Genomic DNA, 13325 nt, shown 5'->3' with positions numbered 1-13325 from the left:
ATTCCAGACCTTTCCGGTCGGACAGGTGAAGAAGACTCAGGCTACGGAATGCCTCTGCAACGCTGCAAGCAACCGGTTGGCCAGATCCTTGCGGCAGACCAGCAGGTCAGGCAGGCGAGGATCCGTCTCGTTGTATCTCAGCGCAGAACCGTCGATCCGGGAAGCATGCAGCCCGGTGGCCGTCGCCACAGCCACCGGGGCGGCCGAGTCCCACTCGTACTGGCCCCCGGCGTGGATGTAGGCGTCCACCTCACCCGTCACCACCGCAGCGATCTTCGCCCCCGCCGACCCCATCGGCACCAACTGTGCCCCGACCTCCTCGGCCAGATCGGTCAGGAACACCGGCGGACGACTCCGACTCACCGCCAGCCGGATGGTCCGCCCGCCACCGGAGGTCGCCGCCTCCAGGGTCATCGGCGGGTACGCCGGCGGATAGTCGGTACCCAGGACCCGGTGCTGGGCGGGCAGACCCACCGCACCCGCCACCAGACCGTGCGGGGTCGAGGCGTTACGCGCCCACAACGCCACGTGCACCGCCCAGTCCGACCGCCCCGCCTCGGAGAACTCCCGCGTCCCGTCCAACGGATCGATGATCCACACCCGGTCGGCGGTCATCCGGGACACGCCACCGGAGTTCACCTCCGTCGTCCAGGTCAGCCGGGCACCGGCGTCCTCCTCGGAGAGCACCGCGTCCCCGGGCCGCCACTTCGCCAGTTCGGCCCGGATCAGCTCGTGCGACACCTTGTCACCGGCCGTCTTCAACGCCCCGGCGTCGGCGAACCCCAGCTCGACACGGAGCGCCGTCAACGCCTGCCCGGCCTGCGCCGCCAACCACCGGGCGAACGCCCCGTCGATCATCGGAGGACTGCCCACCACGTGCTCCCGTCGACCCGGCCACAACCTCACGCCGTGACACGAAACCGTCAAAAGGCGCAGAATACCGCCCCCGCGTCCCGCTGTGGAGCTGCCCCGCCCCCGCTCAGCGGCCGTGATACTCGTTCTGAGTCGGCTCGACACCCCGCGTGACGACCGACTCGACGACGTCCGCCGCCCGGTCCACCAGGAACTCCAACTCCTTGCGCTCGGCGGACGAGAAGTCCGACAGGACGTAGTCGGCAGGGTCCTGTCGCCCCGGCGGACGACCCACCCCGAACCGCACCCGTACGTAGTCCTTCGTGCCGAGCGACTTCGACATCGAGCGCAGACCGTTGTGTCCGCCCTCGCCCCCGCCGCACTTGACGCGTACCTGCCCGTAGTCGATGTCCAACTCGTCATGGACCGCGATGATCTGCCCCGGCGACACCTTGAAGAACTGCGCCAGGGCCGCCACCGGCCCACCCGAGAGGTTCATGAAGGTCAGGGGCTTGGCCACCACGAGCTTCGGGCCGCCGAACCCCAGCCGCCCCTCCCCGACCTCGGCCATCGCCCGCCGGTGTCGACCGAGCTTCCCACCGACCCGGGCAGCCACCAGGTCCGCCACCATGAACCCGACGTTGTGCCGGTTACCGGCGTACTCCCGACCCGGGTTTCCCAGTCCGACCACCAGCCACGGCCCCGACTCCTCAGCCACCAGCGCCCCTTCCCCTCGTCGCCACCGCCGACCGGTCCCGCCACCCATCCGGTACGCCGACAGGCGCCCCCGGTACGCCGGGAGCGCCTGTCACAGGATGCTGTGGTCCGCTCAGGCCTCGGCGCGCGCCTCGGCCGGGGCCTGCTCGCCCTCGGCGGTCTCGGCCGCCTGCTCGCCCTCGGCTGCGGTCTCCTCCTCGGCGGCCTCCTCGGCCTCCGGGAGGGTCGCCTCCAGCTGCTCGGCGGTCGGAGCGGCGGTGATCGAGGCGACCAGCGTGTCGGCCTCGACGGCCAGCTCGACGCCCTTGGGCAGCTCGACGTCGCCGGCGGTCACCTGGGTGCCGGCCTCGGCGCCCTCGATGGAGACCTCCAGGTGGTCCGGCACCTTGGTGGCGTCGGCGTTCACCGACAGGGTGTCGTGGTCGTGCACGATCAGGGTGTCCTTGGCCGCGTCGCCGGTGAGCTGGACCGGCACGTCGACGGTGACCTTCTCGCCCCGCCGCACCAGCAGCAGGTCGATGTGCTCGAAGGTGTCCTTGATCGGGTCACGCTGGATCGCCTTCGGCAGCGCCAGCACCTGGGTGCCGTCGCTGACCTCGATCGCGAAGAGCTGGTTGGCGCCGCCCTTACGGATCGCGGCGGCGAACTCCAGCGCCGGCAGCGCGATGTGCTTGGGCTTCTCGCCGTGGCCGTACAGCACGGCAGGCACCTTGCCGGCCCGGCGGGTACGACGGGCACCACCCTTGCCGAACTCGGTACGGGGCTCGGCGCTGATCTTTACCTCGGACACGGGGAGACTCCTGATGCTTTCGCTGCGGCGGTTTGTCGACTGGCGGTGCTGGGCGAGGGGCTCGCAGGGGCTCAGTGTCATGATCGACTGCCCGGAGCACCGCGTCGATGACGGCGCCTCCGTGCGGCCATCTGCGGCCCGCCGGGCACCCTCGCCGTGGCAACCGCAGTAGTCTACCCGAGGCCGTGACGCGCCTGACGGCGGTCCCCGGTCAGCGCGTGCCGGGGACCGTCGTGGCGTCGCTCGACCGCTAGCTCAGCCCACCGAAGAGGGTGGTCACCGACCCGTCGTCGAACACCTCGCGGATCGCCCGGGCCAACAGTGGCGCTATCGACAGGACCGTCAGCTTGTCGAGCTGCTTCTCGGGCGGCAGCGGCAGCGTGTTGGTCACCACCACCTCGCTGATCGGGCTGTTCTTCAACCGCTCGGTGGCCGGGTCGGAGAGCAGGGCGTGGGTGGACGCGACGATCACGTCCGCCGCACCGGCCTCCTTCAGGATGTCCGCCGCCTTGCAGATCGTGCCACCCGTGTCGATCATGTCGTCGACGATCAGGCAGACCCGACCCTCGACCTCCCCGACCACCCGGTTCGCCACCACCTGGTTGGGCTTGAGCGGATCCCGCGTCTTGTGGATGAAGGCCAACGGGCACCCGCCCAGCCGGTCGGTCCACCGCTCGGCCACCCGGACCCGACCCGAGTCCGGGGCCACCACGGTCATCGGCCTGCCGACGTACCGGCGCTGCACGTAGTCGGCCAGGATGTCCATCGCGAAGAGGTGGTCCACCGGGCCGTCGAAGAACCCCTGGATCTGCGCGGTGTGCAGGTCCACGGTGAGGATCCGGTTCGCCCCGGCGCTCTTGAGCAGGTCGGCGACGAGTCGAGCCGAGATCGGCTCCCGCCCCCGGTGCTTCTTGTCCTGCCGGGAGTACGGGTAGAACGGCAGGACCACTGTGATGCGCTTGGCCGACCCACGCTTCAACGCGTCGACCATGATCAGGGTCTCCATGACCCAGGTGTTGACCCCGTGGGTGACGGACTGCACCACGAAGGCGTCCGAACCACGAACCGACTCCTTGAAACGGACGAAGATCTCGCCGTTGGCGAATTCGTACGCGTCGGTCGGTGTCGGCGCGACGCCGAGCACCTCACCGATCTCGTTGGCCAACTCCGGAAAACCACGTCCGGAGAAGAGCATCAGGCTCTTGCGGTTTTCGGCGACGATGCTGCCCATGGCCGGTCTGCTCCCGTTGGTCGGCGTACCCGGCGGTGGTGGCCGGAGACTTTTTGCGGTTGCAGTATCTACCCCGTCTGACGCCGGACCCACCGGCTGGGTGCTCCCGTGCATTCGCTCACCTTCGCTTGCCTAGCGGGCCGCCCCCGACGCACCCTCCGCCGCGTCCCCTGGGGTCCCGGCCGCCCCACCGGCGGCCTCCTGCCCCGCCCGCTCCGCAGCCGCCGCCGAGGCGGTACCGGGCCGCCGTCGGGCCACCCACCCCTCGATGCTGCGCTGCGGGGCCCTGGTCACCCCCAACGCGCCCGCCGGCACGTCCTGGGTGATCGAGCTGCCCGCCGCCACGTACGCCCCGGGACCCACCTCGACCGGGGCGATCAGCGTGGTGTCGCAGCCGACGAAGGCGGCCTCCCCGACCGTGGTCCGGTGCTTGGCCTGACCGTCGTAGTTGACGAAGATCGTCGCCGCCCCGATGTTCGCCTTCGCCCCGATCGTGGCGTCACCCACGTACGACAGGTGCGGCACCTTGGCACCCGGGCCGACCTCGGAGTTCTTCACCTCGACGAAGGTCCCGACCTTCGCCCGCTCGGCCAGCCGCGCCGCCGGCCGCAGGTAGGCGTACGGGCCGACGGTGGCACCCGGCCCCACCTCGGCCTGCACGGCGTGGCTGCGCAGCACCGTGGCCCCCGCCCCGACCACCGTGTCGATCAGGGTGACGTCCGGCCCGACCACGGCACCGGCTCCGACCACGCTGCCCCCACGCAGCTGGGTGTTCTGGTCGATCACCGCGTCCCGGTCCACCGCCACGGTGACGTCGATCCAGGTGGTGTCCGGGTCCAGGATGCTGACCCCGGTCCGCATCCACGCCTCGTTGACCCGGTCGCGCAGCAGCCGACGCAGCGCCGCCAACTCGACCCGGTCGTTGCAGCCCAACGTCTCGACGTGGTCGGCCGCGACGTGCACCGCCACCGGCTCACCGGCCGACCCGAGCAGGGCGAACACGTCGGTGAGGTACTCCTCGCCCTGGTCGTTGTCGGTGGAGATCTTGCTCAGCGCGACCCGCAGGTGCCCGGCGTCGAAGGCGTAGATGCCGGCGTTGATCTCGCGTACCGCCCGCTGTTCGTCGGTCGCGTCCCGCTCCTCGACGATCCGCTCCAGCCGCCCGGCGGCGTCACGCAGGATCCGGCCCAGGCCGGTCGGGTCGGGCACCTCGGCGGCGAGGACCGTCGCGGCCGCACCCGCTCCCTCGTGCGCGTCGACCAGGGCGCCGACGGTCTCCGGTCGGAGCAGCGGAACGTCCCCGTTGATCACGACCACGGTGCCGGCGTCGTCCGGGATCGCCTCCAGGGCGATCCGGACCGCGTGTCCGGTGCCGAGCTGCTGCTCCTGGAGCACCGTCGTGGCGGTGGGGGCCACCTCGGTCAGGTGGGCCCGGACCTGGTCGGCCTCGTGCCCGACCACGACGACGGTCCGGTCGGCGGTCAACGGCGCGGCGGCGGTGAGCACGTGCCCGAGGAGGGTACGGCCGAGCAGCGGGTGCAGGACCTTCGGCAGGGCCGACTTCATCCGCTTGCCCTCACCGGCGGCGAGCACGACGACGGTACGGGACTGGGGCTGGGGCACGACGTGGCTCCCGTCGGGACGGCGGACAGTCTCGCCGCCACTCTAACCAGACGACGGCGACCGATCAGCCGAAGCTCCCGGGAGAGGACTCGAACCCCTACAATCAGGACCAAAACCTGACGTCCTGCCATTAGACGACCCGGGAAGGTCGAGGTCGGACAGAGCACTGGCCAACCGGACCCGTACACCTTAGCGCTTCATTGTCGCCACGCCATCCGCCAAGCCCTTCATGGTCCCCTCGATCTTCCAGTAGAGCTCGCGGGAATTGGGCACCTCCACGACGAGGCAGCCGTGATAGCCCTCACCGAGGTTGTGGCGGTTGGTGGTCGGCTTGTGCCGCTTCAGAGTCGTCGGCTGGAAGGCGTCCGGTGCCACTCCCACCCGCTCCGCCCACCACCGCACTGCAGCAGCGGAATCGGCGGTCTCGTGGATGCTCACCCGGTAGCGCAGCGCCTCCCGGGAGAATCCCATCACCTCGACGAATCGAATGAAGAGGTCGATGAGCCCCGGGTCGCTGTTGACGAATCGAACCCGGCAGTCGTTGGGCCGCCACGGCTTGGCCTTCGTCCCTTCGGCCCAGTAGATCGCCGCCCCGACGAGGACGAGGTCACGGTGATTCAGCTGCTCCACGGCATCCGCACCGGCCGCGATCGTGGCGGCTCGCGCTTCGTCCCTGACCCGACGATGCTCTCCCCACTGTGCATCGGTCATGACCTTGGAGTGGGCTTTCCGCCTGGCTCGCTCGGTCTCCTCGTCCCGATCGAGCGGGAGGTGGGCCACCCAGGCGTGGGCCGTCGACTTGCTGACCCCCAGGCGGGTCGCGATCTCCGGGACCGTGCATCCGTCGGCGCGCAGCGCCTCCGCCTCGGCACGGAGGTCGTCGCGGGCGTTGGGGCGGCGGGTCCAGTCGGGTTGGGGGACCCCGCGCAGGAGTTCCTGGACCCGGTTGCGGCCGAGGCCGGTCCGGGCGCGGATCTCCCGTACGGAGAGCTGCTCCTCGGTACGGAGTCGACGGACCTCTGCGGCGACGGGATCGACCATGGTCGACATACTAGGAGAACCGTACGACGTTCTCGTCGTCAGCAGGGTGACTCTTCGCAGTGGTCTTGAGCTTCCTCGGTTACGGTGACGTAGGCGTAACCAACTGCTCGTCCTCCCTCCTGACAGTGAGGTGCCCATGCCGACAGTCGTCGTGGAACCGTCGGCCGGTGGCCCCACCGCGATCACCGAGGGGACCCGGCCCCGGAGCAGCCTGGTCGTCCTCTGGGTGTTCGTGACGACTCCGTTCGTCGCGCTCCTGGCGGCGGTGCCGGTGGCCTGGGGCGGCTGGCTGGGCTGGCCAGATCTGATCATCGCCCTGGTCTGGTACGTGGTGACCGGGCTCGGCGTCACAGTCGGCTTCCACAGACACTTCACCCACGCCTCGTTCAAGGCGGGGCGGTGGCTGCGGGTGGCGTTGGCGGTCGCCGGGTCGCTGGCGATCCAGGGGCAGATCATCCAGTGGGTGGCCGACCACCGACGCCACCACGCCTTCTCCGACCTCGACGGCGACCCGCACTCACCCTGGCGTTTCGGGGCGAGCGCCGGGGGCCTGGCCCGGGGCCTGCTGCACGCCCACGTGGGCTGGTTCTTCGGCAGGGAGTTGTCCAACCGTCGGCGGTTCGCACCGGACCTGCTCGCCGACCGGGACATCAGCCGGGTGGACCGGCTCTTCCCGGTCCTGGTGGCCGTCTCGCTGCTCGGCCCGGCCCTGACCGGGGCTCTGGTGACCTGGTCCTGGCAGGGGGCGGTGACGGCGTTCTTCTGGGCCGGGCTGGTCCGGGTCGGGTTGCTGCACCACGTGACCTGGGCGATCAATTCGGTCTGCCACGTCTACGGCGAGCGGCCGTTCGCGCTGCGGCAGGGCGACCGGGCGGCGAACTTCTGGCCGCTGGCGATCCTGTCGTTCGGGGAGAGTTGGCACAACCTGCACCACTCCGATCCGACCTGCGCCCGGCACGGTGTCCTGCGTGGACAGATTGACATCTCCGCGCGGGTGATCTGGCTCTTCGAGCGGGTCGGTGTGGCCCGTGACGTCCGGTGGCCGAAGCCGGAGCGGATCGCGTCCCGTCGAGTCCGGACGGACCCGGAGCCGACCGCGTCCGATCGGGTCCGAACGGGGCCCCAGGGCTGAACGGCAGCGAGTCGAAGGGCACCGCAGGGCTGAACGGCAGCGGCGGGTCGAACGGGGCGGATCGGCGCGCCGACACCTGGCAGGATGGCCGGGTGACAGAGCGAGGCGGGCACGGTACGGAGGGCGGGTCGGAGCCGGGCGGTTCGGCGGCGGTGCGGCGGCGGGCGGCGAAACCTCCCTCGCGGGTACGCATGTCGGCTGCCCAGCGCCGGGAGCAACTGATCGCCACCGGACGGCAGCTCTTCGCCGAGCGGGGTTTCGACGCCACCTCGATAGAGGAGGTGGCGGCGCGGGCCAAGGTCTCCAAACCGGTGGTGTACGAGCACTTCGGCGGCAAGGAGGGGCTCTACGCGGTGGTGGTGGACCGGGAGGTCCGGGCGCTGCTGGACCGGATCACCACGGCACTGACGGCGGGTCATCCCCGGGAGTTGCTGGAGCAGGCGGCGTTGGCGCTGCTCGGGTACATCGAGGAGGAGACCAGCGGCTTCCGGGTGTTGGTCCGGGAGTCGCCGTTGATGTCGGCGGCGGGGAACTTCAGCAGCGTGATGAACGACGTCGCGCACCAGGTGGAGCACATTCTCGGCGCCGAGTTCAAGAGCCGGGGGTACGACCCGAAGCTGGCCGAGCTGTACTCGCAGGCACTCGTCGGGATGGTGGCGTTGACCGGCCGGTGGTGGTTGGAGGTGCGGGAGCCGCGTAAGGAGACGGTGGCCGCGCACCTCGTCAACATGGCCTGGAACGGGTTGTCCCACCTGGAGGCCGACCCGGGCCTCATCACCAACCGGGCCTGACCACCGGGCCGGCCGGTGCACCAGGACCGGGTCACCAGGACCGGGCCGGTCGCCCCGTCCGGGTCTGACCGATGTCGGTCAGTGGCCTTCGGCGACGGGGTGGTTGCGGCGCTGTCGTTGCTCCTCGGCGTGTTCGGGCGTACCGATCTTGTCGTAGAGGCCGGTGGCGAGCAGGAGCAGCCCGAACAGCAGCGAGACCACGACGGTGGACATGGAGAAGTTGAGGAAGTTGGCGCTGGTCTGGAGCACCGACATCATCGCCAGCCCGGTGACCATGAAGACCGCCCCGGCGGTCAGGTTCATGTAGTGGCCGAGGTTGCCCCGGCGGGACGCGCCGATGATCAGGACGATTCCGAAGATCACCGAGACCAGGGCGAACGCGAGGTTGGTACGGAGTCCGAGGACCCAGGTGCTGTTGCGGGCGAACAGCGGTTCGCCCCAGGTGACCACGATCCCGACGACGCCGAACAGCAGGATGTAGGCCCCGACCAGGCCGGCGAAGATCCGGTAGAGGGTGCGCGCCGGGTGGTTCACCGGGATGTGCGCCACGATCGCTCCTTCGCTCGCCGCTGACCTGTGCGTCCGAATTGTCGCCCAGGTGGGGGTCGGCTGTCCGGCGATCGGGGTGTGTCGGCGTACCGGGGAACGCGAGCGGGGGCGGGAAGGGTGGTCGCCCACCCGTCCCGCCCCCGCCGGGTCGGAGACCGCGTTCAGAGGACCAGGCGGGCCTTCTGCCAGGCGTCGCGCTCCTCGTCGGTGCCGACCTTGCCGTACATGCTGACCATCAGCAGGACGATCGACAGGGTCATCACGACCACGCTGCTGGTGACGCTCCAGTTGAAGATGTTCGCGTCGGTCCGGATGAAGGCCAGCCCGGCGAGGCCGACCACCATCAGGCCGTACGCGACGACGGCGTTGATCACCACGTCACGGTTGCGGCCGAGGACGGTGCCGGCCAGGACGGCCGCCCCGACGAGGATGCTGAACAGGGAGAACCCGAGGTTCGTGCCCTGGCCGAAGACCTTGGTCTCGTCCCGGGCGAACAGCTCGCTCCCGGCGGTGGCGATCACGCCGACGACGCCGAAGACCACGAAGTACAGACCGGTGATCCCGCCGATCGCCCGGTAGACCGGCTGCGCGGGGTGGTTGACGGGGGTGTGGGCCATCTCTGAGTCTCCAACGCCGTTCGGGTGCGGGGTCGACGACGATTGTCCCGCATGTCGAGGTGTGACGCCGCACACGCCCGGCCGCCGACCGGCCGGGCGGTGTCCGGTCAGTCGCCGGGGACCTGCTCGGCGAGGGTGAGCCAGGTCTCCTCGACCTGTTCCCGTTCGGCGCGTACCTCCTTGAGCTTGCCGTCGAGTTCGGCGACCTTGGCATAGTCGGTGGCGTTCGCGGCGAGCTGGTCGAGGAGGGTGGTCTCCTTCTGGTCCAGCTTGCCGATCTGCCGTTCCAGTCGGGTGAGTTCCTTCTTGGCGGTCCGCGCCTCGGCGGCCGACATCCCGGCCCCGACGGGGGCGGCGGTGGTGCCGCCGCCCGGTGCCGGGCTGCCGACGGAGGCGGAGGACGCGGCCCGCCCGGGGGCGCGGGCGAGGTACTCGTCGATGCCACCGGGGAGGTGGACCAGGCGACCGTCGCCGAACATCCCGTACGTCACGTCGGTGACCCGTTCGACGAGGTACCGGTCGTGGCTGGCCACCACGATGGTGCCGGGCCAGGAGTCGAGGAGGTCCTCCAGGGCGGCGAGGGTGTCGGTGTCCAGGTCGTTGGTGGGCTCGTCGAACAGGAGCACGTTCGGCTCCGCGGCGAGCAGGCGCAGCATCTGCAACCGGCGGCGTTCCCCACCGGAGAGGTCGCTGACCGGGGTCCAGAGGCGGCGGTCGTCGAAGCCGAAGGTCTCGGCGAGTTGGGCGGCGGAGATCTCCCGGTCGCCGAGCTGGACCCGGCGGGCGACCTCCTCGACCGCTTCGAGGACCCGGAGTTCACCGGGGAGTTCGGCGAGTTCCTGGGAGAGGAACGCGGGCCGGACGGTGGATCCGGTGACGAAGGTGCCGCCGTCGGGTCGGGTGATCCCGGCGAGCATCCGCAGCAGGGTGGTCTTGCCGGCCCCGTTGGCGCCGAGGACGGCGATCCGGTCACCGGGGCCGACCTGCCAGGTCACGTCGTGGAGGATCTCCTTCGGCCCGGCGTGCAGGGTGACGTCGGTGAGGTCGTACACCTGCTTGCCGAGTCGGGCGGTGGCGAGCCGTTGCAGGGACATGGTGTCGCGCGGCGGTGGGACGTCGGCGATCAGCGCGTTCGCCGCGTCGATGCGGAACTTCGGCTTGGAGGTCCGGGCGGGCGGTCCCCGCCGCAGCCAGGCGATCTCCTTGCGGAGCAGGTTCTGTCGGCGGGCCTCGGTGGCGGCGGCGACGCGTTCCCGTTCGATCCGGGCCAGGGTCCAGGCGGCGAATCCGCCGTCGTAGGAGCGGACGGTCCGGTCGGCGACCTCCCAGGTGGTGGTGCAGACCTCGTCCAGGAACCACCGGTCGTGGGTGACCACCACCAGGGCGCCCTTGCGTCCGGTGAGGTACCGGGCCAGCCAGTCGACCCCACTGACGTCGAGGTGGTTGGTGGGCTCGTCGAGGATCAGCAGGTCGGCGTCGCGGACCAGGAGCGCGGCGAGCGCGACCCGTCGGCGTTCGCCGCCGGACATCGGGCCGACGGGCTGGTCGAGGCCGAGGTGGGGCATGCCGAGGCCGTCGAGGATGGCGCGGACCCCGGCGTCACCGGCCCACTCGTGTTCGGCTCCCATCCCCTCGGCCAGCCAGGCGGTGCCCAGCACGACGTCGCGGACGGTGGCGTCGGGGGTCAGGGCCAGGTTCTGCGGGAGCCAGGCCACCCGCAGGTCACGGCGGTGGGTGACCCGGCCGTCGTCGGGTTCCTCGGTCCGGGTGAGCAGCCGCAGCAGCGTCGACTTGCCGGCGCCGTTGAGCCCGACGACCCCGATCCGGTCGGCGTCGTCGAGCCCGAGGGACACGTCGGTGAGCAGCGCACCCGCCGCTCCGTACCCCTTTGACACCCGGTCCAGGTTGACGATGTTCGCCACCCACGTACCTCCCATGATCAAGGCATCCCGGTGCCGGACGGCACGGGACGCCTCGGCCAAGCCTACGCGGAGGGCTCAGTAGAGGATGCGCGCGCCGTGGACCGGCCCGTAGGCGACCCGGGCCTGGCGGCAGACCTGGGCGGCTTCGATCTCGGCGGCGATCCGGTCGGCGTCGGCGGCGTCGGCGGCGAGGAAGACGCAGGTGGGGCCGGACCCGGAGACGAGGCCGCCGAGCGCCCCGGCGGCCTGGCCGGCCTTGAGGGTGTCGGCGAGGGCGGGGCGCATCGCCAGTGCGGCGTCCTGGAGGTCGTTGCCGAGGGCGGCGGCGAGGACCCGGGGGTCGCGTTGGCGCAGCGCCGCCAGGAGGGCGTCGGTGCTGCCCAGGGGCGGACCGGCCGCGCCGTTGTCGCGGAGCCGGTCGATCTCCCGGTACGCCTCGGGCGTGGACAGGCCCCCGTCGGCGATGGCGACGACCCAGTACCAGGAGGTGGGGCGGGCCAGGACGGGGCTGACGGTCTCGCCTCGGCCGGTGCCCAGGGCGGTGCCGCCGTGCAGCAGGAACGGCACGTCGGAGCCGAGGTCGGCGGCGACCGTGGCGAGTTCCTCCCGGGTGAGGCCGGTGCCCCAGAGGGCGTCGCAGGCGACGAGGGTGGCGGCGGCGTCGGCGCTGCCTCCGGCGAGCCCTCCGGCGAGGGGGATCTGCTTGCGGAGGTGGAGTCGGGCGTGCGGCATGACGCCCGCGTATCCGGCGAGGGCGTGGGCGGCCCGCAGGACCAGGTTGGTGTCGTCGAGGGCCAGTTCGCCGGTGCCCTCGCCCTCCATGGTCAGGCTGAGGGTGTCGCCTCGGCGGGCGGTCAGCTCGTCGAAGATGGAGATGGCGTGGTAGACGGTGTTCAGCTCGTGGAAGCCGTCACGGCGCAGGGGTCCCACCCCGAGGTGCAGGTTGACCTTGGCGGGGACGCGTACCCGGACCGGGCCGCTGGCTCCTCGTCGCTGCCCGTCCTCGTCCGGGCGCCAGGGCTCGGTCACGAGACGACGTCCCGCAGGCGCGACCGGTCGTCCAACTGTCGGTCCACGGTCGGCTCCTCGACGGGAGTCTGGGGGGTCACGGACACCTCCTCGGCGGGCACCGCGTCAGCCTACTGGGCGGCCGGGGCGGCGGTCGGGGCCGACGCGGCGACGGCGGCGAACTGCTCGACGGTGAGTGACTCGCCCCTCGCGGAGGGGTCCACCCCGGCGGCGACGAGGGCGGCGGCGGCCCGGTCCGCCCCACCCGCCCACCCGGCGAGGGCGGCCCGGAGGGTCTTGCGGCGTTGGGCGAAGGCGGCGTCGACCACGGCGAAGACCTGCTTGCGGGGTACGTCGGGGCGGGGCGGTTCGCGTCGGGTGAAGGCGACGAGGCCGGAGTCGACGTTGGGCACCGGCCAGAACACGTTCGGGGGGACCCGTCCGGCGGGGCGGGCGTCGGCGTACCAGGCGAGTTTGACCGAGGGGATGCCGTACACCTTGGAGCCGGGACCGGCAACGAGCCGGTCGGCGACCTCCTTCTGCACCATCACCAGTCCGCTGCGCAGGCTGGGCAGTTCGGCGAGCAGGTGCAGGACCACCGGGACGGCGACGTTGTACGGCAGGTTCGCCACCAGCGTGGTCGGGGCCGGGTCGGTGAGGTCGGCGGCGGTGACCCGGAGGGCGTCGGCCCGGTGCACCCGGAGCCGGGCGGCGTACGGGCCGGCGTGCCGGGCGGCGGTCTCCGGGAGGGCGGCGGCCAGGGTGGGGTCGATCTCGACGGCGTGCACCCCGGCGGCGACGGGGAGCAGGGCCAGGGTGAGGGAGCCGAGCCCGGGGCCGACCTCCAGGGCGACGTCGTCGCCGGTGAGCCCGGCGGCGGCGACGATCCGGCGGACGGTGTTCGGGTCGTGGACGAAGTTCTGGCCGAGCTTCTTGGTCGGTGCCACGCCCAGTCGGGCGGCGAGTTCCCGGATCTGCGCCGGGCCGAGCAGGTCTACGGCCATGACCCGACAGCCTACGGCCCGCCGCCGGGCGACCATCGACCACGGCCC

General features: G+C 71.4%; 12 protein-coding genes, 1 tRNA gene and 1 pseudogene. 2 read left to right on the top strand and 12 right to left on the bottom strand.

The window, feature by feature from the left end:
• Window positions 1-36: 36 nt before the first annotated feature.
• The 7 genes and pseudogenes from WHN02_RS08380 to WHN02_RS08350 form a co-directional block, all read right to left on the bottom strand.
• On the bottom strand, window positions 37-858 hold the full coding sequence (locus WHN02_RS08380; RefSeq protein WP_434743871.1) for an inositol monophosphatase family protein: 822 nt from the start codon (window positions 856-858) through the stop codon (window positions 37-39).
• 121 nt (window positions 859-979) lie between these two features.
• Window positions 980-1570, bottom strand: a complete 591-nt coding sequence (gene pth / locus WHN02_RS08375; protein WP_434742816.1) for an aminoacyl-tRNA hydrolase — start codon at window positions 1568-1570, stop codon at window positions 980-982.
• Window positions 1571-1681: 111 nt separating this feature from the next.
• The gene (locus tag WHN02_RS08370) at window positions 1682-2359 is read right to left on the bottom strand and encodes a 50S ribosomal protein L25/general stress protein Ctc (protein ID WP_434742815.1); all 678 of its coding nucleotides are present in this window, start codon (window positions 2357-2359) and stop codon (window positions 1682-1684) included.
• Window positions 2360-2609: 250 nt separating this feature from the next.
• A complete protein-coding gene (locus WHN02_RS08365; protein WP_434743870.1) occupies window positions 2610-3590 on the bottom strand; it encodes a ribose-phosphate diphosphokinase in 981 nt (326 codons plus the stop codon).
• A 54-nt stretch (window positions 3591-3644) separates the two neighbouring features.
• Window positions 3645-5156 (bottom strand): annotated as a pseudogene (gene glmU, locus WHN02_RS08360) (bifunctional UDP-N-acetylglucosamine diphosphorylase/glucosamine-1-phosphate N-acetyltransferase GlmU); the annotation flags it as partial.
• A 131-nt stretch (window positions 5157-5287) separates the two neighbouring features.
• Window positions 5288-5358 (bottom strand) — tRNA-Gln (locus WHN02_RS08355).
• A 44-nt stretch (window positions 5359-5402) separates the two neighbouring features.
• Entirely contained in the window at window positions 5403-6254 is an 852-nt protein-coding gene (locus WHN02_RS08350; RefSeq protein ID WP_434742814.1) for a helix-turn-helix domain-containing protein, read from the bottom strand.
• Window positions 6255-6390: 136 nt separating this feature from the next.
• On the opposite strand from WHN02_RS08350, the gene WHN02_RS08345 reads away from it, so the two are divergent.
• Together WHN02_RS08345 and WHN02_RS08340 are read left to right on the top strand one after the other, a co-directional pair.
• On the top strand, window positions 6391-7386 hold the full coding sequence (locus tag WHN02_RS08345; RefSeq protein WP_434742813.1) for an acyl-CoA desaturase: 996 nt from the start codon (window positions 6391-6393) through the stop codon (window positions 7384-7386).
• A 152-nt stretch (window positions 7387-7538) separates the two neighbouring features.
• On the top strand, window positions 7539-8177 hold the full coding sequence (locus tag WHN02_RS08340) for a TetR family transcriptional regulator (protein ID WP_434743869.1): 639 nt from the start codon (window positions 7539-7541) through the stop codon (window positions 8175-8177).
• Window positions 8178-8255: 78 nt separating this feature from the next.
• Here the strand turns inward: WHN02_RS08340 and WHN02_RS08335 are convergent, their stop codons facing one another.
• The 5 genes from WHN02_RS08335 to rsmA all read right to left on the bottom strand — a co-directional run bounded on the left by WHN02_RS08335 (window position 8256) and on the right by rsmA (window position 13277).
• Window positions 8256-8726: a DUF4383 domain-containing protein gene (locus WHN02_RS08335; protein WP_434742812.1), complete on the bottom strand. Its 471-nt coding sequence runs from the start codon at window positions 8724-8726 to the stop codon at window positions 8256-8258.
• A gap of 161 nt (window positions 8727-8887) precedes the next feature.
• Window positions 8888-9343, bottom strand: coding sequence for a DUF4383 domain-containing protein (locus tag WHN02_RS08330; protein ID WP_434742811.1), 456 nt, complete (start codon window positions 9341-9343; stop codon window positions 8888-8890).
• A 107-nt stretch (window positions 9344-9450) separates the two neighbouring features.
• Entirely contained in the window at window positions 9451-11265 is a 1815-nt protein-coding gene (locus tag WHN02_RS08325) for an ABC-F family ATP-binding cassette domain-containing protein (protein ID WP_434742810.1), read from the bottom strand.
• A 75-nt stretch (window positions 11266-11340) separates the two neighbouring features.
• On the bottom strand, window positions 11341-12294 hold the full coding sequence (locus WHN02_RS08320; RefSeq protein WP_434742809.1) for a 4-(cytidine 5'-diphospho)-2-C-methyl-D-erythritol kinase: 954 nt from the start codon (window positions 12292-12294) through the stop codon (window positions 11341-11343).
• 110 nt (window positions 12295-12404) lie between these two features.
• Window positions 12405-13277, bottom strand: coding sequence for a 16S rRNA (adenine(1518)-N(6)/adenine(1519)-N(6))-dimethyltransferase RsmA (gene rsmA / locus WHN02_RS08315; protein ID WP_434742808.1), 873 nt, complete (start codon window positions 13275-13277; stop codon window positions 12405-12407).
• Window positions 13278-13325: the final 48 nt, after the last annotated feature.

Origin of the sequence: Micromonospora sp. SH-82 (assembly GCF_051132485.1) — a bacterium.
GTDB lineage: Bacteria > Actinomycetota > Actinomycetes > Mycobacteriales > Micromonosporaceae > Micromonospora.
The sequence above is the reverse complement of the archived record's forward strand: the minus strand, read 5'-3'. Positions and strand labels throughout refer to the sequence as shown.

What these genes read in the sequence shown, in the direction of transcription:
- WHN02_RS08380 (WP_434743871.1), bottom strand. Translation starts at nt 858, where the DNA reads ATGATCGACGGGGCGTTCGCCCGGTGGTTGGCGGCGCAGGCCGGGCAG.
- WHN02_RS08365 (WP_434743870.1), bottom strand. Translation starts at nt 3,590, where the DNA reads ATGGGCAGCATCGTCGCCGAAAACCGCAAGAGCCTGATGCTCTTCTCC.
- WHN02_RS08350 (WP_434742814.1), bottom strand. Translation starts at nt 6,254, where the DNA reads ATGGTCGATCCCGTCGCCGCAGAGGTCCGTCGACTCCGTACCGAGGAG.
- WHN02_RS08345 (WP_434742813.1), top strand. Translation starts at nt 6,391, where the DNA reads ATGCCGACAGTCGTCGTGGAACCGTCGGCCGGTGGCCCCACCGCGATC.
- WHN02_RS08330 (WP_434742811.1), bottom strand. Translation starts at nt 9,343, where the DNA reads ATGGCCCACACCCCCGTCAACCACCCCGCGCAGCCGGTCTACCGGGCG.
- rsmA (WP_434742808.1), bottom strand. Translation starts at nt 13,277, where the DNA reads ATGGCCGTAGACCTGCTCGGCCCGGCGCAGATCCGGGAACTCGCCGCC.